Annotated in this window: 26 protein-coding genes; 19 read left to right on the plus strand and 7 right to left on the minus strand. The window is 66.3% G+C overall.

Annotated features, from left to right (window positions below; genetic code table 11):
• The first annotated feature begins 75 nt into the window (after positions 1-75).
• The 5 genes from rfaE1 (at position 76) to cysM (ending at position 5,158) form a co-directional block, all read left to right on the plus strand.
• Positions 76-1,023 carry a D-glycero-beta-D-manno-heptose-7-phosphate kinase gene (gene rfaE1, locus AC10V3_RS04045; RefSeq protein ID WP_022533895.1) on the plus strand — a complete coding sequence of 316 codons (948 nt, stop codon included), beginning with the start codon at positions 76-78 and terminating at the stop codon, positions 1,021-1,023.
• A 28-nt stretch (positions 1,024-1,051) separates the two neighbouring features.
• A complete protein-coding gene (rfaD, locus tag AC10V3_RS04050) occupies positions 1,052-2,047 on the plus strand; it encodes an ADP-glyceromanno-heptose 6-epimerase (RefSeq protein ID WP_022533896.1) in 996 nt (331 codons plus the stop codon).
• A 175-nt stretch (positions 2,048-2,222) separates the two neighbouring features.
• The gene (locus AC10V3_RS04055) at positions 2,223-2,591 is read left to right on the plus strand and encodes a ComEA family DNA-binding protein (protein WP_022533897.1); all 369 of its coding nucleotides are present in this window, start codon (positions 2,223-2,225) and stop codon (positions 2,589-2,591) included.
• A gap of 256 nt (positions 2,592-2,847) precedes the next feature.
• Positions 2,848-4,149 (plus strand): solute carrier family 23 protein, encoded by a 1,302-nt coding sequence (locus AC10V3_RS04060; protein ID WP_490923147.1) that lies wholly within the window; start codon positions 2,848-2,850, stop codon positions 4,147-4,149.
• Positions 4,150-4,255: 106 nt separating this feature from the next.
• Entirely contained in the window at positions 4,256-5,158 is a 903-nt protein-coding gene (gene cysM / locus AC10V3_RS04065; RefSeq protein WP_022533899.1) for a cysteine synthase CysM, read from the plus strand.
• 71 nt (positions 5,159-5,229) lie between these two features.
• Here cysM and mltB read toward each other — a convergent pair whose 3' ends face one another.
• The gene (gene mltB / locus AC10V3_RS04070; protein ID WP_022533900.1) at positions 5,230-6,336 is read right to left on the minus strand and encodes a lytic murein transglycosylase B; all 1,107 of its coding nucleotides are present in this window, start codon (positions 6,334-6,336) and stop codon (positions 5,230-5,232) included.
• A gap of 141 nt (positions 6,337-6,477) precedes the next feature.
• On the opposite strand from mltB, the gene AC10V3_RS04075 reads away from it, so the two are divergent.
• The 8 genes from AC10V3_RS04075 to AC10V3_RS04110 all read left to right on the plus strand — a co-directional run bounded on the left by AC10V3_RS04075 (position 6,478) and on the right by AC10V3_RS04110 (position 14,688).
• Entirely contained in the window at positions 6,478-7,401 is a 924-nt protein-coding gene (locus AC10V3_RS04075; protein ID WP_022533901.1) for a histone deacetylase family protein, read from the plus strand.
• Positions 7,402-7,413: 12 nt separating this feature from the next.
• Complete coding sequence (locus tag AC10V3_RS04080; RefSeq protein ID WP_022533902.1) at positions 7,414-8,217, plus strand: enoyl-CoA hydratase; 804 nt, start codon at positions 7,414-7,416, stop codon at positions 8,215-8,217.
• 165 nt (positions 8,218-8,382) lie between these two features.
• Positions 8,383-9,417 carry a methionine ABC transporter ATP-binding protein gene (locus AC10V3_RS04085; protein ID WP_022533903.1) on the plus strand — a complete coding sequence of 345 codons (1,035 nt, stop codon included), beginning with the start codon at positions 8,383-8,385 and terminating at the stop codon, positions 9,415-9,417.
• Positions 9,407-10,060: a methionine ABC transporter permease gene (locus tag AC10V3_RS04090; protein ID WP_018312424.1), complete on the plus strand. Its 654-nt coding sequence runs from the start codon at positions 9,407-9,409 to the stop codon at positions 10,058-10,060. Before AC10V3_RS04085 ends, AC10V3_RS04090 begins: the two co-directional genes overlap by 11 nt.
• 33 nt (positions 10,061-10,093) lie before the next feature.
• Complete coding sequence (locus AC10V3_RS04095; RefSeq protein ID WP_022533904.1) at positions 10,094-10,891, plus strand: MetQ/NlpA family ABC transporter substrate-binding protein; 798 nt, start codon at positions 10,094-10,096, stop codon at positions 10,889-10,891.
• Between the two features lie 200 nt (positions 10,892-11,091).
• Positions 11,092-11,841, plus strand: coding sequence for an electron transfer flavoprotein subunit beta/FixA family protein (locus tag AC10V3_RS04100; RefSeq protein ID WP_022533905.1), 750 nt, complete (start codon positions 11,092-11,094; stop codon positions 11,839-11,841).
• A gap of 20 nt (positions 11,842-11,861) precedes the next feature.
• Positions 11,862-12,797 (plus strand): electron transfer flavoprotein subunit alpha/FixB family protein, encoded by a 936-nt coding sequence (locus AC10V3_RS04105; protein ID WP_022533906.1) that lies wholly within the window; start codon positions 11,862-11,864, stop codon positions 12,795-12,797.
• Between the two features lie 106 nt (positions 12,798-12,903).
• The gene (locus tag AC10V3_RS04110; protein WP_490923150.1) at positions 12,904-14,688 is read left to right on the plus strand and encodes an acyl-CoA dehydrogenase; all 1,785 of its coding nucleotides are present in this window, start codon (positions 12,904-12,906) and stop codon (positions 14,686-14,688) included.
• A 78-nt stretch (positions 14,689-14,766) separates the two neighbouring features.
• Here the strand turns inward: AC10V3_RS04110 and AC10V3_RS04115 are convergent, their stop codons facing one another.
• Positions 14,767-16,071, minus strand: coding sequence for a D-amino acid dehydrogenase (locus AC10V3_RS04115; RefSeq protein WP_022533908.1), 1,305 nt, complete (start codon positions 16,069-16,071; stop codon positions 14,767-14,769).
• A 108-nt stretch (positions 16,072-16,179) separates the two neighbouring features.
• On the opposite strand from AC10V3_RS04115, the gene AC10V3_RS04120 reads away from it, so the two are divergent.
• Both AC10V3_RS04120 and AC10V3_RS04125 read left to right on the plus strand, forming a co-directional pair.
• A complete protein-coding gene (locus AC10V3_RS04120; RefSeq protein ID WP_022533909.1) occupies positions 16,180-16,683 on the plus strand; it encodes an Lrp/AsnC ligand binding domain-containing protein in 504 nt (167 codons plus the stop codon).
• Positions 16,684-16,694: 11 nt separating this feature from the next.
• A complete protein-coding gene (locus tag AC10V3_RS04125) occupies positions 16,695-17,945 on the plus strand; it encodes a PA0069 family radical SAM protein (protein WP_022533910.1) in 1,251 nt (416 codons plus the stop codon).
• Positions 17,946-18,249: 304 nt separating this feature from the next.
• Here AC10V3_RS04125 and AC10V3_RS04130 read toward each other — a convergent pair whose 3' ends face one another.
• From AC10V3_RS04130 to AC10V3_RS04150, 5 genes are all read right to left on the minus strand, one after another.
• Entirely contained in the window at positions 18,250-19,161 is a 912-nt protein-coding gene (locus AC10V3_RS04130) for a LysR family transcriptional regulator (RefSeq protein WP_022533911.1), read from the minus strand.
• Between the two features lie 25 nt (positions 19,162-19,186).
• Entirely contained in the window at positions 19,187-19,678 is a 492-nt protein-coding gene (locus tag AC10V3_RS04135; RefSeq protein ID WP_022533912.1) for an NINE protein, read from the minus strand.
• Positions 19,679-19,814: 136 nt separating this feature from the next.
• Positions 19,815-19,970 (minus strand): hypothetical protein, encoded by a 156-nt coding sequence (locus AC10V3_RS04140; RefSeq protein WP_022533913.1) that lies wholly within the window; start codon positions 19,968-19,970, stop codon positions 19,815-19,817.
• A gap of 262 nt (positions 19,971-20,232) precedes the next feature.
• On the minus strand, positions 20,233-20,631 hold the full coding sequence (locus tag AC10V3_RS04145) for a hypothetical protein (RefSeq protein ID WP_022533914.1): 399 nt from the start codon (positions 20,629-20,631) through the stop codon (positions 20,233-20,235).
• Between the two features lie 173 nt (positions 20,632-20,804).
• Entirely contained in the window at positions 20,805-21,932 is a 1,128-nt protein-coding gene (locus AC10V3_RS04150; protein WP_022533915.1) for a PQQ-dependent sugar dehydrogenase, read from the minus strand.
• A 151-nt stretch (positions 21,933-22,083) separates the two neighbouring features.
• On the opposite strand from AC10V3_RS04150, the gene rpsP reads away from it, so the two are divergent.
• The 4 genes from rpsP to rplS all read left to right on the plus strand — a co-directional run bounded on the left by rpsP (position 22,084) and on the right by rplS (position 24,380).
• Positions 22,084-22,335: a 30S ribosomal protein S16 gene (gene rpsP / locus AC10V3_RS04155; protein ID WP_022533916.1), complete on the plus strand. Its 252-nt coding sequence runs from the start codon at positions 22,084-22,086 to the stop codon at positions 22,333-22,335.
• 71 nt (positions 22,336-22,406) lie between these two features.
• On the plus strand, positions 22,407-23,087 hold the full coding sequence (gene rimM, locus AC10V3_RS04160) for a ribosome maturation factor RimM (RefSeq protein ID WP_022533917.1): 681 nt from the start codon (positions 22,407-22,409) through the stop codon (positions 23,085-23,087).
• 42 nt (positions 23,088-23,129) lie between these two features.
• Entirely contained in the window at positions 23,130-23,912 is a 783-nt protein-coding gene (gene trmD, locus AC10V3_RS04165; protein WP_022533918.1) for a tRNA (guanosine(37)-N1)-methyltransferase TrmD, read from the plus strand.
• A gap of 75 nt (positions 23,913-23,987) precedes the next feature.
• Positions 23,988-24,380, plus strand: a complete 393-nt coding sequence (rplS, locus tag AC10V3_RS04170) for a 50S ribosomal protein L19 (RefSeq protein WP_013955882.1) — start codon at positions 23,988-23,990, stop codon at positions 24,378-24,380.
• The last annotated feature ends 150 nt before the right edge of the window (positions 24,381-24,530 follow it).

The following is a 24,530-nucleotide window of genomic DNA, read 5'->3' on the forward strand; positions in this document are numbered from 1 at the left end:
GGGCGGGTCAACGGACACATCAACCGATAAGATGACAAGGCGGCCGCGGCCGCCGCGATATTGCCAAGGATCGTCATGAACAAGACCGTCATTTCGCAAGAACAGATCCGGCAGTCCCATATCCTGGTGGTTGGCGACATGATGCTGGACCGCTATTGGTTCGGCGACGTGGAGCGCATCTCGCCGGAAGCGCCGGTGCCGGTGGTGCAGGTAAAGCGCAGCGACGAGCGCCTAGGTGGCGCCGCCAACGTGGCGCGCAACGCCGCCGCGCTGGGCGCGCGCGTGGGCATGCTGGGCGTGGTCGGCGACGACGAGCCGGCGCGCACGCTCGAGGCTCTGCTGGCGGAAAGCCACGTGGAGCCCTACCTGCACCGCGATGCCAAGCTCAATACCACCATCAAGCTACGCGTGGTGGCGCACCAGCAGCAGCTGCTGCGCGTGGACTTCGAGAACGCGCCCGCGCACGAAGTGCTGGCCGCGGTACAGGACCGCTTCGTCAGCCTGATCAACGACTACCAGGTGCTGGTGCTGTCCGACTACGGCAAGGGCGGCCTGACGCACGTCACGCGCATGGTCGACGCCGGCCGCGCTGCCGGGCGCAAGGTGCTGATCGATCCCAAGGGCGAGGACTACTCGCGCTATCGTGGCGCCACACTGATCACGCCCAACCGGGCCGAGATGCGTGCCGTGGTCGGCGCCTGGAAGACCGAGGCCGACCTGACCATCCGCGCCCAGAACCTGCGCCGCGAACTGCAGCTCGAGGCACTGCTGCTGACGCGCTCGGAAGAGGGCATGACACTCTACACCGAGGCCGAGGTGCTGCACGTGTCCGCCCAGGCGCGCGAGGTCTATGATGTATCCGGTGCGGGGGATACAGTGATCGCCACGCTCGCCACCATGCTGGGCGCCGGCTTGACGCTCAAGGAAGCCGTGCAGCATGCCAACCGTGCCGGCGGCATCGTGGTGGGCAAGCTCGGCACCGCCGTCGTCACCTATCCCGAATTGTTCGGCGCCGCCCCGTGAAGCGCGGCACCACCAGACTGAAGTGACCATGACCATCATCGTGACCGGCGCTGCCGGCTTTATCGGCAGCAACCTCGTCAAGGGACTGAATGACCGCGGCGAGACCAACGTCATCGCCGTCGACAACCTGACCCGTGCGGACAAGTTCCACAACCTGGTCGACTGCGAAATCTCCGACTACCTGGACAAGCAGGACTTCCTCGAGCGCTTTGCCCGTGGCGAGTTCGGCAAGGTGCGCGCGGTGTTCCATGAAGGTGCCTGCTCCGACACCATGGAGACCGACGGCCGCTACATGATGGAGAACAACTACCGCTACACGCTGTCGCTGATGGAGAGCTGCCTGGAGCAGGGCGCGCAGTTCCTGTATGCGTCGTCGGCGGCCACCTACGGCGCCTCGCAGGTATTTCGCGAAGACCGCGAGTTCGAGCGTCCGCTGAACGTGTATGGCTACTCCAAGTTCCTGTTCGACCAGATCGTGCGGCGCCGGCTGCCGTCGGCGCTGTCGCAGATCGTCGGCTTCCGCTACTTCAACGTGTATGGCCCGCGCGAGACCCACAAGGGCCGCATGGCCTCGGTCGCGTTCCACAACTTCAACCAGTTCCGCGCCGACGGCACGGTGAAGCTGTTCGGCGAGTACAACGGCTACGGTCCGGGCATGCAGAGCCGCGACTTCATCTCGGTCGAGGACGTGGTCAAGGTCAACCTGTATTTCTTCGACCATCCGGAAAAATCCGGCATCTTCAACCTCGGCACCGGTCGCGCGCAGCCGTTCAACGACATCGCCACCACCGTTGTCAACACGCTGCGCGAGGCCGACGGCAAGCCGCGCCTGTCGCTGGAGGAACTGGTGCAGGAAGGCCTGGTCGAGTACGTCAAGTTCCCCGATGCACTGCGCGGCAAGTACCAGTGCTTTACGCAGTCGGATGTGTCCAAGCTGCGCAGTGCCGGCTATAACGAGCCCTTCCTGACCGTCGAGGAAGGCGTGGCGCGCTACTGCCGCTGGCTGCTCGAACGCGCTGGCTGACCGCCTCGCTTTTCCGCTGTTGCCGAGCCGGCCGACAGGTTTTCGTGCGGCCGGTGTCAACTTGTGTTGCCGTATGCGCCGCCGCGGCAGACTGCCCCTATCCTGACCTGGCCTCGCCGCAATGGCGGGGTGGTACCCGAGGGTACCTCCAACCATCCACAGGAAAGGAGCTTCCATGTTCAAGCACTGGGTCTGGCAATTTGTCCGGCGTTTCTCCCTGATTGCAGCCATCTGCCTGTCCGGCGGCGGCATCGCGAAAGCGGCGATCGACGTCAACACGGCGGACGAGGCGGCGCTGACCTCCATCAAGGGCGGGGGCCCCGCCACCGCCCGCAACATCGTCGACGAACGCAACAAGCGCGGGCCCTACAAGGATGCCGCGGACCTGGCCGAGCGCGTCAGTGGCGTGGGGCCCAAGTCGGTGGCAAAGCTGCAGGAGGCGGGGCTCACCTTTGGCGCCGCCGCTGCGGCGCCGGCCGCGTCTGCCAAGCCGGCGAAGGCGGCTGCCGCAGCGCCGGCAGGCGCAGCCAAGGCATCGCGCTGAGCGGCCGGCTGACTTGTACACAAGCCTGTGCCCGGTACCGTTGCGTCTGGGCATCTCCCTGTTGGTACGCCTCGTGCTACACCTCTGCGGCTTCGCACGCCTGCGGGCGCGGAGTATCATGCGGACGCCGCGCCGGCAGGATCTGCCGCGCGCGGCAGCTGACAGGCAATAAGCAGCCAGTCAGCGCCGGATCACCAACCACAATCGCGGCGGCTGCTGACTGCGCGGCCCGCCCGGAGCACAGGGAGCAGAACACATGGCGAATGGCGAGGACGCGGGATTCCTGCCTAAATGGCGGCTCAAGACCGGAGGCGTGATCGGGCCCGATGAGCGGCTGCCGGCCGGGCAGACGCTGCTGGCCGGCATCCAGCACGTGGTGGCGATGTTCGGCTCGACCGCCATCGCGCCGATCCTGATGGGCTTCAACCCCAATATCGCCATCCTGTTCTCGGGCATCGGCACGCTGATCTTCTTCCTGTGCGTGCGCGGCCGGGTGCCCAGCTACCTGGGTTCCAGCTTCGCCTTTATCGCCGTGGTGATCGCAGCCACCGGCTATGCGGGCAGCGGTCCCAACCCCAATATCCCGGTGGCGCTGGGCGGCATCATTGCCGCGGGCGCGCTGTACACGGTGATCGGGCTGGTGGTGCAGGCGGCCGGCTACGCCTGGGTGGAAAAGCTGATGCCGCCGGTGGTGACCGGTGCCGTCGTCGCGGCCATCGGCCTGAACCTGGCGCCGGTGGCCGTCAAGGCGGTCAGCGGCGCGGCGCTCGATACCTGGGTGGGCCTGCTGACGGTGGTGGCCGTTGGCCTGGTGGCGGTGCGCGCGCCCGGCATGCTCGGGCGCCTGCCGGTGCTGATCGGCGGCCTGGCCGGCTACCTGGCCTACTACCTGGGCACCAATGTGATGGGGCTGGGCAAGCCGATCGATTTCTCCGGCGTGGCTGCGGCCAGCTGGTTCGGCACGCCGGCGTTCACCGCACCGGTCTTCGAGGCTAGCGCGATGCTGCTGATCGCCCCGGTGGCGATCGTGCTGGTGGCCGAGAACCTGGGCCATATCAAGGCCATCGGGGTAATGACGGGGCGCAACCTCGACCCGTATATCGGCCGCGCCTTTATTGGCGACGGCATCGCCACCATGCTGTCGGCCGGCGGCGGCGGCACCGGCGTGACCACCTACGCCGAGAACATGGGCGTGATGGCGGTCACCAAGATCTATTCGACGCTGATCTTCGTAGTCGCGGCGGCGGTGGCCATCCTGCTGGGCTTCTCGCCCAAGTTCGGTGCACTGATCCTGACAATCCCGGGCCCCGTGATCGGCGGGCTGACCATCGTCGTGTTCGGCCTGATCGCGGCCACGGCAGGGCGGATCTGGGTGCAGAACAAGGTGGACTTTTCCAGTTCGCGCAACCTGATCACCGTGGGTGCCACGCTGACCGTGGCTGCCGGCGACCTGACGCTGAAGCTGGGCGGCATGACGCTGGGCGGCATCGGCACCGCTACCTTCGGCTGCATCCTGCTGTACCACCTGCTGGGCGAAGGCAACCACGAGGAAGGCTGAGCGGCTGCCAGGTTACGGCAGGCGGCGCGCCCGGCGCAAAGCCCGCCTGCCGGCGAGGGAAAGGTGTCTGGATTACAATGGCCGGCGACATCGATCCCCGACACCCATGGCCTACAAGACTATTGAAGACACCATCGGCAATACGCCGCTGGTCAGACTGCAGCGCATTCCCGGTGCCGCCAACGACGCGCGCGGCAATGTGATCCTCGGCAAGCTCGAAGGCAACAACCCCGCCGGTTCGGTCAAGGACCGCCCGGCGGTGTCGATGATCGCCCGAGCCGAAGCCCGCGGGCGCATCAAGCCGGGCGATACGCTGATCGAGGCGACCTCCGGCAACACCGGCATCGCGCTGGCCATGGCGGCCGCCGTGCGCGGCTACAAGATGGTGCTGATCATGCCCGAGGACCTGAGCCTCGAGCGCCGCCAGAGCATGGCGGCCTATGGTGCCGAAATCGTCCTGACCCCGGTCAAGGGCGGCATGGAATACGCCCGCGACCTGGCCGATTCGATGGAGCGCGACGGCAAGGGCGTGATCCTCGACCAGTTTGCCAATCCGGACAACCCGCAGGCGCACTACGAGGGCACCGGCCCGGAGATCTGGCGCGATACCGACGGGCGCGTCACCCACTTCGTGTCGGCGATGGGGACCACCGGCACCATCACTGGCGTGTCGCGCTACCTCAAGGAGCAGAACCCGGCGATCCAGGTCATCGGCGCACAGCCGGCCGAAGGCTCGCGCATCCCGGGCATCCGCAAGTGGCCTGAAGCGTATCTGCCCAAGATCTACGATCCCAGCCATATCGACCGCACCGAGCCGGTAAGCCAGTCCGATGCCGAGCATATGGCGCGCCGCATGGCGGCCGAAGAGGGCATCTTCTGCGGCGTTTCCGCTGCGGGCGCGCTCTGCGTGGCGCTGCGCATTGCCGAGGAAGTGGAGAACGCTACCATCGTGTTCGTGGTGTGCGACCGCGGCGACCGCTACCTGTCGACCGGCGTGTTCCCGGCCTGATCCGGACAACGCCGCAAGCAAGAAGGCCTCGCGCGTGCGAGGCCTTCTTGCTTTGTGAGGGCGCGCCGGCGTCAGCCCATCGCCGCCTTCACCGCCTCGCCCAACTGGTACACCGCAAGCGCATAGAAGAAGCTGCGGTTGTAGCGTGTCAGCACATAGAAGTTGCGCAGCCCAAGCAGGTACTCCGTCGGCAGGTCCGGCGTCGGCAGGTCCACCACCAGCACGCCGGTCTCGCCTTCGCGCGCCGGGTCGATGGGCTCGTCCACGCGCAGTCCGGCGCGGGTCAGCTGGTTGAGCGTGCGTGTCGGCCAGGGCTCGCCGTCCGCGGCCGCGGTGGCGACGCCAAGGCTGCCGGCATCGCCGGCAATGCGCCACACCACCGGGCGGCCCGGTTCCCAGCCATGCAGCTGCAGGAAGCGCGCCACGCTGCCAATCGCGTCGGTGGGGCTGTTGCGCAGGTCGGTGCGGCCGTTGTTGTCGTAGTCAACGGCGTATTCGCGCAGGCTGGTCGGCATGAACTGCGGGATGCCGATCGCGCCCGCATACGAGCCCAGCACCGAGTACACGTCAGTGCGCGTGTCGCGGCACCACAGCAGGTAGTCCGCCAGCTGGTTGCGGAACAGCGCGCTGCGCGCGTCGCGGTTGGGCGTGTCCGGGTAGTCGAAGGCCAGCGTGGACAGCGAGTCGAGCACACGGAAGGTGCCCATGTCGCGGCCGTAGATGGTTTCCACGCCGATGATGCCGACGATGACCGAGGCCGGCACGCCGAATTCGGCTTCGGCGCGGCGCAGTGTGTCGCGGTTGTCCTGCCAGAAGCGCACGCCTGCATTGATGCGGATCGGCTCGATAAAGCGCGAGCGGTAGGTACGCCAGCTTTTGCGGCCGGTGGTCGCGGGCGGCATGATCAGCCGCACCACGGTCGACGAATAGACCGCCTGGCCGAACCAGTCCTGAAGCGCGCCGCGGTCAAACTTGTGGCGCGCCACCATTTCGTCGATAAAGGCGCGGGCTTGCGGGTTGTCGCGGTAACGGCCGGGTTCGATTTCTTCCTCGCGCACGCTGACGCGGCGCTTGCCGGCGGCGAGCAGGCTGGGGGAGAGGCCGCAGAGTCCGAGTGCGGCAGCGGAAAGCGCGGCGCCCAGCAGGGGGCGTCGCAGTGAGCGCTGGGTGTCGGTCATGGTGTCCTTTGCAAGTCGCACCGAGTATAGCGGATGCCACTAAAGCAGCAGTCCGCACCGCAAGCCTGTGGGGTGGCGCGCGGTGGCTGGCCCTTGCCTGTGCTAACGTAGCGAGTGGAGACAACATTGCGACGATAAGAGATGCCGACAGGCTATTACACGCACCCGGAGTTCCAGCGGCACGAGATGGGGCATTTCCATCCCGAGTGCCCGGAACGCCTGCAGGCGATCGAGGATCACCTGATTTCGCACGGCCTGGACGGCCTGCTGGAGCGGCGCGAGCCCACGCCCGCCACGCGCGAGCAGCTCGAGCGCGTGCACCGGCCCGACTATGTCGATTCGCTGGAAAGCGCCAGCCCCGCGAGCGGCTACTACCCGATCGACCCGGATACCTCGATGAACAGCCATACGCTCGCCGCGGCAAAGCTGGCCGCGGGCGCGGCGGTGGCGGCCACCGACGCCGTGATCGCGGGCGAGCTGGAAAACGCGTTCTGCTGCGTGCGCCCGCCCGGCCACCACGCCGAACCCGACCACGCCATGGGTTTCTGCTTCTTCAACAACGTCGCCATCGCCGCGCGCCACGCGCTGCAGGCGCACGGGCTGGAGCGCGTGGCGATCATCGATTTCGACGTGCACCATGGCAACGGCACCGAAGCGGCCTTCCGCGGCGACGAGCGCGTGCTGATGTGCAGCATCTTCCAGCACCCGTTCTACCCGTACAGCGGCACCGAGCATATCGCGCCCAATATGGTGAACATCCCGCTGCCGGCGTACACCAACGGCATGGCCGTGCGCGAGGTGGTCGAGACCATCTGGCTGCCGCGGCTGAACGAGTTCCGCCCGCAGATGCTGTTTATCTCGGCCGGCTTCGACGCACACCGCGAGGACGACCTCGGGCAGATGGGGCTGGTGGAGCAGGACTACGCCTGGATCACCGGCCAGCTGGTCAACGTGGCGCGTACGCATGCGCAGGGCCGCATCGTCAGCTGCCTGGAGGGCGGCTACAACCTGAGTGCACTGGGCCGCAGCGTGCTGGCGCACCTGAAGGTCCTGATGGAACATTAGGAGACCGTCGCCATGGCCGAGAACGATGCACGCGTGGATGCGCCGCTGCTGACCGAATCGCGCGATGCCGCTGGCGTGGCGCGCCTGACCATGAACCGCCCGCAGGCGTTCAATGCCTTGTCCGAAGGGCTGTTGGATGCGCTGACCGGGGCGCTGGCGCGGATCGCTGCGGACGACTCCGTGCGCGTGGTGGTGCTGGCCGGCGCCGGCAAGGCGTTCTGCGCCGGGCACGACCTGCGCGAGATGCGGGCCTCGCCCTCGCACGACTACTACCGCCGGCTGTTCGACCGCTGCACGCGCATGATGATGGCGATCCAGAAGATGCCGCAGCCGGTGATCGCGCGCGTGCAGGGCATCGCCACCGCGGCCGGCTGCCAGCTGGTGGCGATGTGCGACCTGGCGGTGGCGGCCGATGACGCGCGCTTTGCGGTATCCGGCGTCAACCTGGGGCTGTTCTGCTCGACGCCCGGCGTGGCGCTGTCGCGCAACCTGCTGCGCAAGCAGGCGATGGAGATGCTTCTGACCGGCGACATGATCGATGCTGCGACCGCGCGCGAGCGCGGGCTGGTCAACCGGGTGGTGCCCGCCGACCAGCTGGACGACGAGGTGGCGCGCCTGGCCGCCAGCATCTGCGCCAAGCCGGTCGCCGCGGTGGCAGCCGGCAAGGGGCTGTTCTACCGCCAGCTCGAGATGGGAATTGAAGCTGCCTACCAGCTTGCCGGGCAGACCATGGCCTGCAACATGATGGCCGACTCGGCGCTGGAGGGTGTGCAGGCCTTTATTGACAAACGCGCGCCCTCGTGGCGTGGATCATAAGCAACTTCCAGGGTCTTTATATGCCGGGAACGTATAAAGACATCGGTAAAAAGTCGTTTATGGTATGAAGCGAATCGCTTAAAATACGCGCTTCACAAAAATAACGTGCGGCAACAGCGCTGGAGACCTCCGCGACTGTTGCCGTTTTCTTTTGGTCACCTTTCCATGATCGAACTGCAAGGACTGTCGCAGCGCTTCCCGGGCGCGTCAGGCGACGTGCATGCATTGCGAGACGTCAGCCTGTCGATTGCGGCGGGCGAGGTCTTCGGCATCATCGGCCGCAGCGGCGCCGGCAAGAGCACGCTGGTCCGTGCCATCAACCTGCTGAACCGGCCCACCAGCGGCCGCGTGATCGTTGCCGGCCAGGACCTGACCGCGCTGGACAACGGCGCGCTGCGCCTGGCACGCCGCGAGATCGGCATGATCTTCCAGCACTTCAACCTGCTATCGTCGCGCACCGTGTATGACAACGTGGCGCTGCCGCTGGAACTGGCCGGCAAGCCCAAGGCGGAAATTGCCGCGACCGTGCTGCCGCTGCTGGACCTGGTCGGTCTGTCGGCGCTCAAGGACCGCTTCCCGGCGCAGATCAGCGGCGGGCAGAAGCAGCGCGTGGGCATCGCGCGCGCACTGGCGAGCAAACCGAAAGTGCTGCTGTCGGACGAAGCGACTTCCGCGCTCGACCCTGAAACCACCCGCTCCATCCTCGACCTGCTCAAGCAGATCAACCGCGACCTCGGCCTGACCGTGGTGATGATCACGCACCAGATGGAAGTCATCAAACAGGTCTGCGACCGCGTGGCCGTGCTCGAAGCGGGCGAGGTGGTGGAGACCGGGCGCGTGATCGATGTGTTCCTGCGCCCGCAGCATGACGTCACCCGCGCCATGATTGGCGATGTCATTTCGCAGGAACTGCCGGCGAGCGTGCTCAAGCGCGTGGAGAGCCGGCTCGGCAACGGCCGCGACCACGTCTACCGCCTCGCCTTCACCGGCGAGGGCGTCGACCAGCCGGTGCTGGCCCAGGCGATCCGCCGCTACGGGCTGGACTTCAATATCCTGCACGGCCATATCGACGAGATCCAGGGCCAGGCCTTTGGCTCGCTGGCGATCATGGCCACCGGCGAGCTTGCCGACGTGAAGGCGGCGATGGAATACCTGCAGGCGCAAGGCGTCGTGGTGGAGGAGTTCGAGCATGTGGTCTGAGATGTCTGACCTGTTCCTGACCTCGTTCAATGAGACGCTGCTGATGGTGGCGATCTCGGGCGTGGTCGGCTCGCTGCTGGGCGTGCCGCTGGGCGTGCTGCTGCACCTGACCAACCGCGGCGGCGTGCTGTCGCACCCGCTGTTCAACCGCGGCATCGGCGTGGTGGTCAACGCGGTGCGCTCGATCCCGTTCATCATCCTGCTGGTGGTGGTGATCCCGTTCACGCGCTTTATCGTGGGTTCGTCGATCGGCACTACCGCGGCGATCGTGCCGCTGACCATCGCGGCGATCCCGTTTATCGCGCGCCTGGTGGAAAGCGCGCTGCGCGAGGTCGACAAGGGCCTGGTCGAGGCGGCCCAGTCGATGGGCGCTACCACCGGCCAGATCGTGTGGAAGGTGCTGCTGCCCGAGGCTATGCCCGGCATCGTCGCCGGCCTGACCATCACCTTCGTCAGCCTGGTCGGCTATTCGGCCATGGCCGGCGCGATCGGCGGCGGTGGCCTGGGCGACCTGGGCATCCGCTATGGCTACCAGCGCTACATCACCGAAGTGATGGTGGCGGTGGTGGTGATCCTGATCGTCTTCGTGCAGGCGGTGCAAAGCTTCGGCGACTGGCTCGTCCGGCGCATCAGCCACCGTTAAGCTCCTTATTTTGTGAAACAGGAAACACACATCATGCAACGTCGCAACCTGCTGCAATGGATTCTCGGCGCCGCGCTCGGCGCCTCGCTGGCTACTGGTGCCGTGGCCCAGGAAAAGCCGATCAAGATCGGCGTGACCGGCGGCCCGCACGCCCAGATCATGGAACAGGTGAAGAAGGTCGCCGCCAAGGACGGCCTGAACATCCAGGTGGTTGAATTCAGCGACTACATCCAGCCCAATGCCGCGCTCGCCGCCGGCGACCTGGATGCCAACAGCTACCAGCACCTGCCGTACCTGGAAGCCCAGATCAAGGACCGCGGCTACAAGTTCGCGCATATCGCCTATACCGTCACTTTCCCGATGGGCGTGTACTCCAAGAAGATCAAGTCGCTCGACCAGCTCAAGCAGGGCGCGCGCGTGGGCGTTCCCAACGACCCGACTAACGGCGGCCGCGGCCTGCTGCTGCTGCAGAGCAAGGGCGTGATCAAGCTCAAGCCCAACGCCGGCCTGAAGGCTACGCCGCTGGATATCGCCGAGAACCCCAAGAAGATCCGCATCGTCGAGCTGGACGCCGCGCAACTGCCGCGCTCGCTCGATGACCTGGACGCCGCCGCCATCAACGGCAACTACGCGGAATCGGCCGGCCTGTCGCCGACCAAGGACGCGATCGCCATGGAAGGCCCGAAAGGCCCGTACGCCAACCTGATCGCCATCCGCGAGGTCGACAAGAACAAGCCCTGGGTGGCCAAGCTGGTGAAGGCCTACCACTCGCCGGAAATCAAGCAATACGTCACTTCGACCTACAAGGAGTCCGTGATTACCGCCTGGTAAGTCGAAGGTTTCATCCAATCCGACGAGCCCCGCAAGCCCCGGTTTGCGGCAAAATCGTCGGACGGCTGGGGTCTGCCGGGCTATGCCCGGCATCATTTTGCCGATAAAATAGTACGATCGTTCGAAAAACAGGGAAGCCGCCAGCCCGGTGGTTATAATGACGAGCGAACAAAATTTCTGACTATCAGTGGAGTGAGCGCATGAAAGTACTCGTCGCAGTCAAGCGGGTGGTGGATTACAACGTCAAGGTCCGTGTCAAGGCGGACGGCACCGGCGTCGATCTGGCCAACGTCAAGATGAGCATGAACCCCTTCGACGAAATCGCCGTCGAAGAGGCCGTGCGCCTGAAGGAAGCCGGCGTTGCCACCGAAGTCGTCGCCGTGTCGTGCGGCGTCACGCAGTGCCAGGAAACCCTGCGCACCGCGATGGCCATCGGTGCCGACCGCGGCATCCTGGTGGAATCGAATGAAGACCTGCAACCGCTGGCCGTGGCCAAGCTGCTGAAGGCGCTGATCGACAAGGAACAGCCGCAACTGGTGATCCTGGGCAAGCAGGCCATCGATGATGACTCCAACCAGACCGGCCAGATGGTGGCCGCGCTGGCTGGCCTGCCGCAAGCCACGTTCGCCTCGAAGGTGGTGGTTGCCGACGGCAAGGCTTCGGTGACCCGTGAAGTGGATGGCGGCCTGGAAACGCTGTCGATCAAGCTGCCGGCCGTGGTGACCACCGACCTGCGCCTGAACGAGCCGCGCTACGTCACGCTGCCGAACATCATGAAGGCCAAGAAGAAGCCGCTCGATATCGTCAAGCCGGAAGACCTCGGCGTGGACGTGAAGCCGCGCCTGTCGACCGTGAAGGTGGTCGAGCCTGCCAAGCGCAGCGCGGGTGTGATGGTGCCGGACGTCGCGACGCTGGTGCAGAAGCTGAAGAACGAAGCCAAGGTTATCTGAGAGCGCGGGGGAGAAATAACATGACTGCACTCGTCATTGCTGAACACGACAATCAATCCATCAAGGGCGCCACGCTGAACACCGTGACCGCCGCAGCCCAATGCGGCGGCGACGTGCACGTGCTGGTGGCCGGTTCCAACGCCAAGGCCGCGGCCGACGCCGCCGCCAAGATCGCCGGCGTGACCAAGGTGCTGCTGGCCGACGCCCCGTACTTCGGTGACGGCCTGGCCGAGAACGTGGCCGAGCAGGCGCTGGCCATCGCCAACGACTACTCGCACATCCTGGCCCCGGCCACCCCGTACGGCAAGAACATCCTGCCGCGCGTGGCCGCCAAGCTGGACGTGGCCCAGATCTCGGAAATCTCCAGGGTCGACGCCCCGGACACCTTCGAGCGTCCGATCTACGCCGGCAACGCCATCGCCATCGTCAAGTCGTCCGACAAGGTCAAGGTCATCACCGTGCGCGGCACGGCCTTCGACGCCGCCGCCGCCGAAGGTGGCTCGGCCGCCGTCGAGACCCTGCCGGCCGTGGCCGACCAGGGCATCTCGCAGTTCGTCTCGCGCGAAGTGGCCAAGAGCGACCGTCCGGAACTGACCGCCGCCAAGATCATCGTCTCGGGTGGCCGTGGCGTGGGTTCGGGCGAGAACTACACCAAGGTGCTGACGCCGCTGGCCGACAAGCTGGGCGCCGCACTGGGTGCCTCGCGCGCCGCCGTGGACGCCGGCTTCGTGCCGAACGACTACCAGGTCGGCCAGACCGGCAAGATCGTCGCGCCGCAGCTGTATATCGCCGTCGGTATCTCCGGCGCGATCCAGCACCTGGCCGGCATGAAGGACTCCAAGGTGATCGTCGCGATCAACAAGGACGCCGAAGCCCCGATCTTCTCCGTGGCCGACTACGGCCTGGTGGGCGATCTGAACACCGTGGTGCCGGAGCTGGTTGCCGCACTGGGCTGATGCTGCTGCGCCGGCCACCGCCTCGCGCGGCGGCCGGCAAGGATGCACATAGAGCCGTTCCGGGGCAACCCGTGAACGGCTTTTTTATACACATTGGGAGACATCGATGACCTACCGTGCTCCGCTCAAGGACATGCTGTTCGTCATGAACGAGCTGGCTGGCCTTGAAGCCGTCAGCCAGCTGCCCGGCTTCGAGGAAGCCACGCCGGAAACGGCCGAGGCCGTGCTCGAGGAAGCCGCCAAGTTCAACGAGCAGGTCGTCGCACCGCTCAACCGTGCCGGCGACCTGGACCCGAGCAGCTGGAAGGACGGCGTCGTCACCACCACGCCAGGCTTCAAGGATGCGTTCCGCCAGTTCGGCGAGGGCGGCTGGCAGGGCGTGCTGCATCCGCAGGAGTTCGGCGGGCAGGGCCTGCCCAAGCTGATCGCCACTGCCTGCAACGAGATGCTGAACACCGCGAACCTGTCGTTCGCGCTGTGCCCGCTGCTGACCGACGGTGCCATCGAGGCGCTGCTGACGGCAGGCACGGATAAGCAGAAGGCCACCTTCCTGCCCAAGCTGATCTCGGGCGAGTGGACCGGCACCATGAACCTGACTGAGCCGCAGGCCGGCTCTGACCTGGCCGCGGTCCGCACCCGCGCCGAGCCGCAGGGCGACGGGACCTTCAAGCTGTTCGGCACCAAGATCTTCATTACCTACGGCGAGCACGACATGGCGAAGAACATCGTCCATCTCGTGCTGGCGCGCACGCCCACCGCGCCCGAGGGCGTCAAGGGCATCTCGCTGTTCATCGTGCCGAAGTTCCTGGTCAATGCCGACGGCAGCCCGGGCGAGCGCAACGACGTGCACTGCGTGTCGATCGAGCACAAGCTGGGCATCAAGGCCAGTCCTACGGCGGTGCTGCAGTTCGGCGACCACGGCGGCGCCATCGGCACGCTGGTGGGCGAAGAAAACCGCGGCCTCGAGTACATGTTCATCATGATGAACTCGGCGCGCTTCTCGGTCGGCATGCAGGGTGTGGCGGTGTCCGAGCGCGCCTACCAGCAGGCCGTGGCGTACGCGCGCGAACGCGTGCAGAGCCGCCCGGTCGACGGTTCGGCGCGCGAGGCGGTGACCATCATCCACCACCCCGACGTCAAGCGCATGCTGATGACGATGCGCGCGCTGACCGAAGGCGCACGCGCGGTCGCCTACGTGGCCGCGGCCGCGAGCGACGCGGCGCACCAGCATCCGAACGAGGCCGTGCGCCAGCAGAACCAGGACTTCTACGAGTTCCTGGTGCCGGTGGTGAAGGGCTGGAGCACCGAGCTGTCGATCGATGTCACCAGCCTGGGCGTGCAGGTGCACGGCGGCATGGGCTTTATCGAGGAAACCGGCGCGGCGCAGCACTACCGCGACGCCCGCATCCTGCCGATCTACGAAGGCACCACCGCGATCCAGGCCAACGACCTGGTCGGCCGCAAGACCGTGCGCGACGGCGGCGCGGTGGCGCGCGCGATCTGCGCGCAGATCGCCGAGACCGAGGCGGCGCTGGGCAAGCACAGCTGCGCCGGGTTCACCGCGGTGCAGGCGCAGCTGGCCAAGGGCCGCGCGGCGCTGGAAGACGTGGTGGCGTTTGTCGTGGCCAATGCCAAGTCGGACCCGAACGCCGTCTTTGCGGGCAGCGTGCCTTACCTGAAGCTGTGTGGCATCGTGTTCTCTGGCTGGCAGTTTGGCCGTGCCATGCTGGCCGCCGACGCGAAGCGTGCCGAGGATCCGGGCTTTTATGACGCCAAGATCGCCACCGCGCATTTCTTCGCGGAGCACATCCTGTCGCAGGCATCGGCATTGCGCGATGCCATCGTCAGCGGTGCGGCACCGGTGAATACGATGACGGCCGAGCAGTTCTGAGCGGCCTGTCGGTAGCTAGGGACGAAGAAGGGCGACCCCGCGGGGTCGCCCTTTTTGCTTATCGAGGCTGCGCCTGCTTCAGGCCGTGGCCGGCCGCGGTGCCAGGCGATGGCGGGCCGGCTTCAGGTAGCGGCCCACTGACAGGTCATCGGCCCGGATTGCCGGCGACGTACCCGACACCAGGTCCGACAGCAGCTTGCCCGAGCCGCAGGCCATGGTCCAGCCGAGTGTGCCGTGGCCAGTGTTCAGCCACAGGCCGCGCACCTGGGTCGGACCGACGATCGGCGTACCGTCCGGCGTCATCGGCCGCAGGCCGGTCCAGAAGGTGGCCTGGCTGACATCGCCGGCGCCCGGGAACAGGTCGGTGACCACGTGCTCGAGCGTGCGGCGCTTGGCCGGGTCCAGGCTGCGGTCGTAGCCGACGATCTGCGCCATGCCGCCCACGCGGATGCGGTCGTCGAAGCGGGTGATGGCAACCTTGTAGGTTTCGTCCAGCACCGTGGACACGGGGCTGCGCGACGGGTCGCTCAGCGGAACCGTGATCGAGAAGCCCTTGAGCGGGTACACCGGCAGGTTGGACATGCCGTGCAAGAACGGCTTCACCAGTTGCGTGGTCCAGCTGCCCAGCGCCACCACTACCAGGTCGGCGTCCATCGGCTCGCCATCGACCACGGCGCCGGTGACGGCATCGCCCTGGGTCATCAGGCTGTCGATCGAGCGGTTGTACAGGAATTTCACGCCCAGCATCTCGGCCATGCCTGCCAGCCGATGGGTAAAAAGCGCGCAGTCGCCGGTTTCATCGTTGGGAAGGCGCAGGCCGCCGGCCAGCTTGTGGCGGACGGCGGCCAGCGCCGGTTCGCTCGCCGCGAGTTCGTCGCGCGAAAGCAACTGGTAGGGCACGCCCGCTTCTTCCAGCACGGCGATGTCCTTGGCCGCGCCCTGCAGCTGCTCGTCGGTGCGGAACACCTGCAGCGTGCCTTGCTGGCGGCCTTCGTAAGCGATGCCCGTCTCGGCGCGCAGCGCGCGGATGCAATCGCGACTGTATTCGGCCAGCCGCACCATGCGCTCCTTGTTGACGGCGTAGCGCTCGGCGCTGCAGTTCAGCAGCATCTGCCACATCCACTGCAGCTGAAACAGCGTGCCGTCGGGACGGATGCTGAGCGGGGCATGTTCCTGGAACATCCACTTGATCGCCTTCAGCGGCACGCCCGGCGCTGCCCACGGCGACGCATAGCCGGGCGAGATCTGCCCCGCGTTGGCAAAACTGGTGCCGAGCGCGGGGCCCGCCTCGCGATCGACAACGGTCACTTCGTGACCGGCCTTGGCCAGGTACCACGCACTGGTGACGCCAATAACTCCGCTGCCAAGTACGAGAACGCGCATGTCCGGGGGCTCCAACTGCGATGACAAGTTGATGAAGTATTTATCTCTATACTATTGAATACAATCCAGTCATAGTTATCGAATTTTTCAGGAAAACAGGAAAAACTCATGAGAACGAGTCGCCAGCCCGTGCGTTCCCTCGATCGGCTCGACCGCAGGATCCTGACTGCGCTGCAGAGTGACGGCAGGATGTCGATGAAGGACCTGGCCGAGGCGGTCGGCCTGACCATCACGCCCTGTATCGAGCGCGTCAAGCGCCTGGAGCGCGATGGTGTCATCATGGGCTACTACGCCCGGCTGAACCCGGCGCTGCTAGGCAGCGCGCTGCTGGTGTTTGTGGAGATCTCGCTCGGCAACAAGTCGGGCAATATGTTCGAGCAGTTCCGGCGCGAGGTGCTGCGCATCCCGGAAGTGCTGGAATGTCACCTGGTGTCGGGCGATTTCGACTACCTGATCAAGGCGCGCATCCGCGAGATCGGCGAATACCGGAGGCTGCTGGGCGACATCCTGCTGCAGCTGCCCGGCGCAGCGCAGTCGAAGAGCTATGTAGTGATGGAAGAAATCAAGGAGACGCTGGCCATCTCGGTCGAAGAGAAGAGCCAGCCGGGTTGACGAAGTACACGATGGGGCGCCCCGCACACGAACCGAAGGATCATGACCGCCGCAATGCGTGGCACGATGCCGAGGCCGAACCGGAATGGCCACAGGCAGGCACGCGGCCGCCCGTTGTTGCCCGCAAGGGGCGCGGCGCTGTCAGCAACCTGCAGGGGCGTTTCGAGCGCGACCAGCGAGAGGCGTTCGACGATGGCTGGGACAGTGGGCCTGCTGACGAACCCGTGGTGGCGGATGAGACGAATGGACCAGCGCAACCCGACGCTACCTTGCCTGCACCGGAGGCGCCACTGCCGCCACTGCGCACCACGGTACGCATCGAACGCGCCCGCTCGATCCTGACGCGCAACGCCTCGCCCGACATCCCGTTCGATGTCTCGCTCAATCCCTATCGCGGCTGCGAACATGGCTGCATCTACTGCTTCGCGCGGCCGACGCACGCCTACCTCGACCTGTCGCCGGGACTTGATTTCGAAACCAAGCTATTTGCCAAGGCCAACGCAGCCGAGCGCTTGCGCGAAGCGCTGGCGCGCCCCTCATACCGCTGCGAGACCATCGCGCTGGGCGTCAACACCGACGCCTACCAGCCGATCGAGCGCGAGCAGCGCATCACGCGCGGCATCCTGGAAGTCCTGAGCGAGCACGACCATCCGGTCGCGCTGATCACCAAGTCGTCACTGATCGAGCGTGATATCGACCTGCTGGCGCCGATGGCGGCAAAGAAACTGGCAGTGGCGGCGGTCACCATTACCACGCTCGACGCCGGCATCGCGCGCACGCTGGAGCCGCGCGCGGCAACGCCGTCGCGCCGGCTGCGCACAATCCGCACGCTGACCGACGCGGGCATCCCGGTGGGCGTGAGCATCGCCCCGGTGATTCCTTTCATCACCGAGCCTGACCTGGAGCGTGTACTGGAAGCGGCGCGCGAGGCGGGCGCCGTCTATGCGAACTACATCGTGCTGCGGCTACCGTGGGAAGTGCGGCCGCTGTTTGAAGAATGGCTGCAGGCCCATTTCCCCGACCGCGCCGAGCGGGTCATGAATCGCGTGCGCGAAATGCGCGAGGGCAAAGCCTACGATGCCAGCTTTGCCACGCGCATGCGGGGGACGGGCGTGTGGGCGGACTTGCTGCGACAGCGCGTCTACAAGGCCGCCGAACGGCTCGGCTTCCGCTACAACCGGTTCGAACTGGATACTTCTCGTTTTCGCCCCCCAGCCAGGGGTCCCCGCGGCAAGGACGATCCGCAAGGTTCGCTTTTCTGAGCCCTCAGAGCCGCTTCGGTGGCCTGCTGGTCGCTGATCATGCTGCTAGCGAGATCCAGAGCGGCCTTGGCGCTCGATGGCGACAGTCCTGAGGACAGCGCCAGCCGGACGGCGATCGCCGCCAGGCGTCCTTCCTCATAGGTTGGCATGTCGGTCTGTGCTCCTTTGCGCCGCCGAAGCCATGCTTCGCCGGGCGTAGTGCCGCCGGGAGTGGGCGGTCTTTCCAGTATGGGCGATTTGCGCCAAAGCGGAGCTATCGATTGCGCCCGCCTTGATCGCGCGCAAATGTGCTTTGCACAAGGTGTCAGGTCGTATCCAATCGGTCCCAGTACGGCGGATTGCCGAAGCGCGCCGCAAAGAAATCGACAAAGGCGCGCGTCTTGGCCGGCACTAGGTGGCGGCTCGGAAACACAGCCCAGATCGACACGGCCGGCAGCACCGGGTATTCGTCCAGCACCGTCACCAGTTCGCCGCTGCGCAACAGCGGCCCCACGTCCCAGGTCGACTTGAGCGCGATGCCGACACCGGCCACCAGCGCATCGCGAATCACTTCGCCGTTGTCCACGCGCAGGTTGCCGTGCACGTTGACCACGGTCTCGCCCAGCGGCGTATCGAAGCGCCACGCCGACTGGTCGGCCAGCACCAGGCAGTTGTGCTGGCGCAGGTCGTCGGGATGGCGCGGCACGCCGTGGCGTTGCAGATAGCCGGGCGCGGCGCAGATCACGCGCCGGCTGGGCGCGAGCGGACGTGCCACCAGCGTGGAGTCCGGTAGCACGCCCATGCGCAGCGCGACGTCGATGCTGGCATCGACCAGCCCGATCACCTGATCGGTCAGGCGCAGGTCGAGCGAGATGTCGGGGTAGGCGGCCAGGAAGTCGGGCAGGGCGGGCGATACATGCTGGCGCCCGAACGAGGCAGGCGCAGTCACGCGCAGTTGCCCGCGCGGGTGCTCGGCACTGGTGCCGACCGATTGGCCGGCCAGTTCCGCCGTAGCCAGTAGTTGTTCTGCATGCAGAAGGAAACGGTCGCCATCCGCGGTCAGCGCCAGCCGGCGCGTGGTGCGATGCAGCAGCCGGCAGCCGAGGGACTGTTCGAGCCGGGCCAGCCTGGCACTGGCGGTCGAGGTGGACAGGCCGAGATCGCGCGCCGCCGCCGACAGGTTGCCCAGTGCCGCGGCGCGGGCGAAGACGGCGACGTCGAGCAGGTCGAAGTGCATCGAGCGCGCTTTGCCGCCGCCGTTGTTATTGCGAAAGGGCTCGAGCGGCCTCGACCTGCGATTCGAAGAAGGTCTGGAAGCTGATCGCCAGCCCGGCCATCAGCAGGCCGGTACCGATCAGCAGCGACAGGATCACCAGGATCACCACCGGCCAGCCGGAGCGCGTGGGTTTACCGTGCGGGTTGAAGCGCGCGTCCCATTTGTCGTCGGGGCGCAGCCCATAGACGATGGCTGCCAGGAAGGCGCTGATCACGGACACGCCGCCGGCGACGGCGAAGGTCCAGTTCAGCGCAGGGGATCCCGCATCGGCCGCCATCGAGGCAACGCCGATGACGCCCGCCAGCAGCGCCAGCAGATGGGCCCAGCCGTACAGGTCGCGCAGCCCGCCCAGGTAGAAGCGATGCGCACCGAGGCTGCCGAACAGGAACGCCAGCGCCACGGTCAGCAGCTTCGATTTGCCGCGGGTGGGCGGCGACGCGAGCGTAGAGGCATGGCGGGCGGGCGTGGCTACTGGCATGGTCGGATATCGGGCGGTTGCAGGCCGGCAGTGCACCGGCACAAGAACGGCGGCACACGGGTACCGGCCGGCACACATTGTACGCCGGCAGTCAGCGTAAGGAAGGGAGGTGCGTCAGAAGACGCGCAAGGCGGCGCTAATGCCAGCCGTCAAGCAGGATCTTGATGAAAGGGGCCGCATGCTCGCTGATATGCGTCTCGCCGTAGAGGACCAGGGTCAGGATGCCCATGAACAGGATTGATAGCGATAACTGGCCTGCGTGTTCGGCCAGGTCGCTAAAGAGGGGTGACATGACAAACCTCACAGAATTATTGTCGTTCTGGAGGCTGCGCCCGAGCCGTCTTGATCGGGTCCGACAGGAGGTGTCGGGCAGAGGCAGGTCAGTTCGATTGCCGTCTGCACTGGACGGCACGCTGTTAGCCCCGGGCAGCGCCGGGCGGCAGCCTGTGCGTCGCACCCGGAAAGCGGGGCACACACTTATATAGAGACACGGAAAGCGAGGGCGGAGTTCCGCGGAATCGGGAAAGTCGCGCGGGGGCGGCCACCGCGCTCAGCTAGCGGCCACCTTCGCGGCCACGCGCCTGCCAGCCGGGGCCGACGTTGTTCGTGCGGACGTCGTTGCGGGCTTCGTTGGGAGGAGTGGCGCGCTCCGGCGGTCGGCCGCGGTTGTCGTCGCGCGCGCCGGACAGCGCCGCGCGGCGTCCATTCAGGCGGTCGTCAGCACGAGCGCGGGCCTCCATCCGGTCGATTTGGGCCTGCACGTGGTCACGGCTTTCGGCGCGCACGCTGGCCACTTGCCAGCCGTCGCTTGATTGCAGGCGCGCGGGGCGCGCTTCGGGGCGGATTTTTTGCCAGAACGCGACCTGGGCATGACTGGCGGCTACCGCGCCGACCAGGCCCGAGGCCACCAGGATGCCAGCCACCAGGTCGCGCAGGAGAGAGCGGGTGAGCATGCGAATTCCCAGGTTCCTGTCGCGCTGTGATGCTGTTGGAAGATGGGTTCATGGTACGCATGGGCCATCAGGCCGCCTATGCCAATCCCGTTACCGGTGTAACGGATTGTTTCGGCCCCGCTGGCCCCCTTCAGGCCCCGCGCCGCGCGGGTTTCCGGGGAACTCAGGACGCTTCACGGCGTATAGCGAATCCGGTAGATCGCACCGGCCAGGTCGTCGCTGACGAGCAGCGAACCGTCGGGCGCAACCAGGACATCGGCGGGCCTTCCCCACGGCTTGCCGCCACGCAGCCAGCCCTGTGCGAACACCTCCTGCCGCACCGCCTTGCCGGACCCATCCAGCGCCACAGTGACCACGCGGTAGCCGGACGGCTTGCTGCGGTCCCAACTGCCGTGCTCGGCGATAAAGACGCTGTTGCGGTAGGCCGGCGGGAACTGCGTGCCTGTGTAGAAGCGCATGCCCAGCGCGGCCACATGCGCGCCCAGGCGGGCCACCGGCGGCACGAATTCCGAGCACGGGCGCTTGCTGCCATATTCCGGATCGGCAACGTTGCCGGCATGGCAGTACGGGTAGCCGAAATGCTGGCCGGCGGCGGTGGCGCGGTTCAGTTCGTCGTCCGGCACGTCGTCGCCCATGCGGTCGCGGCCGTTGTCGGTGAACCACAGCTCGCGGGTGGCCGGGTGCCAGTCGAAGCCGACGGTATTGCGTACGCCGCGCGCCACCACCTGCAGGTCGCTGCCGTCGGGCTTCATCTTCATGATGTTGGCGTAGCGGTTCTCGTCCGGCGCGCAGACATTGCACGGCGCGCCGACCGGCACGTACAGGTAGCCGTCCGGCCCGAAGGCGATGAATTTCCAGCCGTGGTGCGATTCGGTCGGGAAGCGATCGCTCACCACCACCGGCGCGGGCGGATTGTCGAGGCGGGACTCGATATTGTCCAGCCGCACGATCTTCGAGACCGAGGACGCGTACAGGTTGCCGTCGCGCAGCGCCACGCCGGCCGGCATGCGCAGGCCCGTGGCGACTACGCGCACCCGCGGCCTGGTGCCCAGCGCATCGGTCACCGCATAGACCTTGCCTTCGCCGCGCGAGCCGACGAAGAGCGTGCCGGACGGCGACAAGGCCATGGCGCGCGCGCCGGGCACGTCCTCTGTCACTACCTCGATGCGGAACCCGGGCGGCAGCCGGACCTGGTCCAGCGGCAAGGCGGCCCGGGCGGGGGCCGTGGCGGCGAGCAGTACAATGCCGGGCAGTACCGTACGCAGTACGGCGCGAACCATGAAGTGCAGAGCCGGGCGCATGTGGGCCTCCTGTCGCGGTTTTTGCCACGATGCCCGCACCGCCTGCGCGCGTCAATCACCTAAGTGTTTGTTTGGCCTCGGGAATTGGGCTATACTCTTGCGTTTCGTGTTCGAACGCCCTCGAACACCCCGTTTTCTGAGGAATCATTCCATGGTCGTTATCCGTCTGGCTCGCGGCGGCAGCAAGAAGCGCCCGTTCTTCAACATCGTCGCCACCGACTCGCGCAACCGTCGCGATGGTCGTTTCATTGAGCGCGTTGGTTTCTACAACCCGCTGGCTTCGGAAGGTGAAGAAGGTCTGCGCCTGGTGCAAGATCGCCTGGCCTACTGGCAAGGTGTTGGCGCCCAGCTGTCGCCGACCGTTGCCCGCCTGGTCAAGCAAGGCGCCAAGGCTGCTGCCTGATCGCCCGATAGCTGCTTGTAACGCGCCTGGCCTCTCCCGTTGGTGAGGCCAGGCGCGTTCTCGTTGCACACGTGACTGAACGCAAACAAGGCGCCGCCAAGCCGCTGAACCGACCGTTGGTTCAGCCCCAGGGCGAGCCGCAAAAGGCTCACAAACTGCCGGCGGCGCTGCTGTATGCCGAGCCCCTGCCTGAAGACCTGGTAGAGGTCGGCTACGTCGGCGCGGCCTACGGCATTCGCGGCTGGATCAAGGTCCAGCCGCATGCCGATGACGCTTCCGCGCTGCTGCATGCCCGCCGCTGGTGGCTGCTGGCGCCGCCGCAGGCGGGGCTGGTTAGTGCCAATGTCGCAGCTGACGCGGCGCATGCCCGGCCGCTCTGCGTGAAGATCGCGCAGTCGCGCGAGCACAGCGGCACGGTGGTGGCGCAAGCGACCGGCGTTGCCGACCGCAATCTTGCGGAAGCGCTCAAGGGCCGTCGCGTGTGGATCCGGCGCGCGGATTTTCCGGCGCCGGAAGAGGATGAGTTCTACTGGGTCGACCTGATCGGGTGCACCGTCAGCAACGAGCAAGGCGAGTTGCTGGGCGAGGTGTCCGGCCTGATCGACAACGGTGCCCACCAGATCCTGCAGGTGGCCTTTGTGCAGCCTGACGGCAAGACCGGTGAGCGGCTGATCCCGTTTGTCGATGCGTTCCTGCGCTCGGTCGATGCCGCGGGCAAGCGCATCGTGGTCGACTGGGGGCTCGATTACTGAACCCGTGCCTCCGCGGTGCAGGGTTAGCAAGGGAGAGAGCGGATGCAGTTCGATGTGATCACGCTGTTTCCCGAGATGTTTCGCGCGCTGACCGACTGGGGTATTACCAGCCGGGCAGCCAAGCAGCAGCGGTATGCGTTGCGCACGTGGAATCCGCGCGATTTCACCGTCGACAACTATCGCACCATCGACGATCGGCCTTATGGCGGTGGCCCTGGCATGGTGATGCTGGCCAAGCCGCTGGACGATGCGATCGATGCCGCGGTGGCAGCGCAGGCGCAAGCCGGCGTGCCCAAGCCGCATGTGGTGCTGATGTCGCCGCAGGGCAAGACGCTGTCGCATGCCAAGGTGATGGAACTGGCCGAACGGCCGGGCCTGGTCCTGCTGTGCGGCAGGTATGAGGCCATCGACCAGCGGCTGATCGACCGCCGCGTGGACGAGGAAGTCAGCCTCGGCGACTTCGTGCTGTCGGGCGGCGAACTGCCGGCGATGGCGCTGATCGATGCCGTGGTGCGGCATCTGCCCGGCGTGCTGGGCGATGCGCAGTCCGCAGTGCAGGACAGTTTCGTCAACGGCCTGCTGGATTGTCCGCACTACACGCGGCCGGAAGAATATGAAGGCGTGAGGGTGCCCGAGATCCTGCTCGGGGGCCATCACGCCGAAATCGAGAAATGGCGGCGCCAGCAGGCGCTGGCCAATACCGCGAGCAAGCGCCCCGACCTGATCGAGGCTGCTCGCGAACAAGGTTTGCTGTCCCGCGCCGACGAGAAGTTCTTGTCGGAATGGGCGGCGAAGGAAGGGCGGGGGGAAACTCCCGCCAGGTAAAACCCCATCCTCTGCCGGGGCCCGGGCAATGCCTGGGGCATACAACGCCGGCACGATGGTTATGGAGAAAAAACGATGAACATCATCGAGCAGATCGAGAAGGAAGAGATCGCGCGTCTGACCGCGAACAAGACCATCCCCGCATTCGCACCTGGCGACACCGTGATCGTCAACGTGAACGTGGTGGAAGGTACCCGCAAGCGCGTGCAGGCCTACGAAGGCGTGGTGATCGCCAAGCGTAACCGCGGCCTGAATTCGTCCTTCATCGTGCGCAAGATCTCGTCGGGTGAAGGCGTGGAACGTACGTTCCAGCTGTACTCGCCGCTGATCGCCGGCATCGAAGTGAAGCGTCGCGGCGACGTGCGTCGCGCGAAGCTGTACTACCTGCGCCAGCGTTCGGGCAAGTCCGCACGTATCAAGGAAAAGCTGGTGTCGAAGGCTGCTGTCGCTGCCAAGGCTGCGCAGTAAGCTGGACGTGCCGGCCGGGGCAGCCCGGCCAGCGTTTCCTCAGGAAGGGCACCTCACGGTGCCCTTTTTGCATTGTGTCAGCGCGGCCACGGGTGCGGCGGATTTTGCTGCGGCGCCGAAACGCGCGCTTCTGTCATACTTGCGCTTGTT

The sequence above is a fragment of the Cupriavidus sp. PB-02 genome (assembly GCF_058252315.1).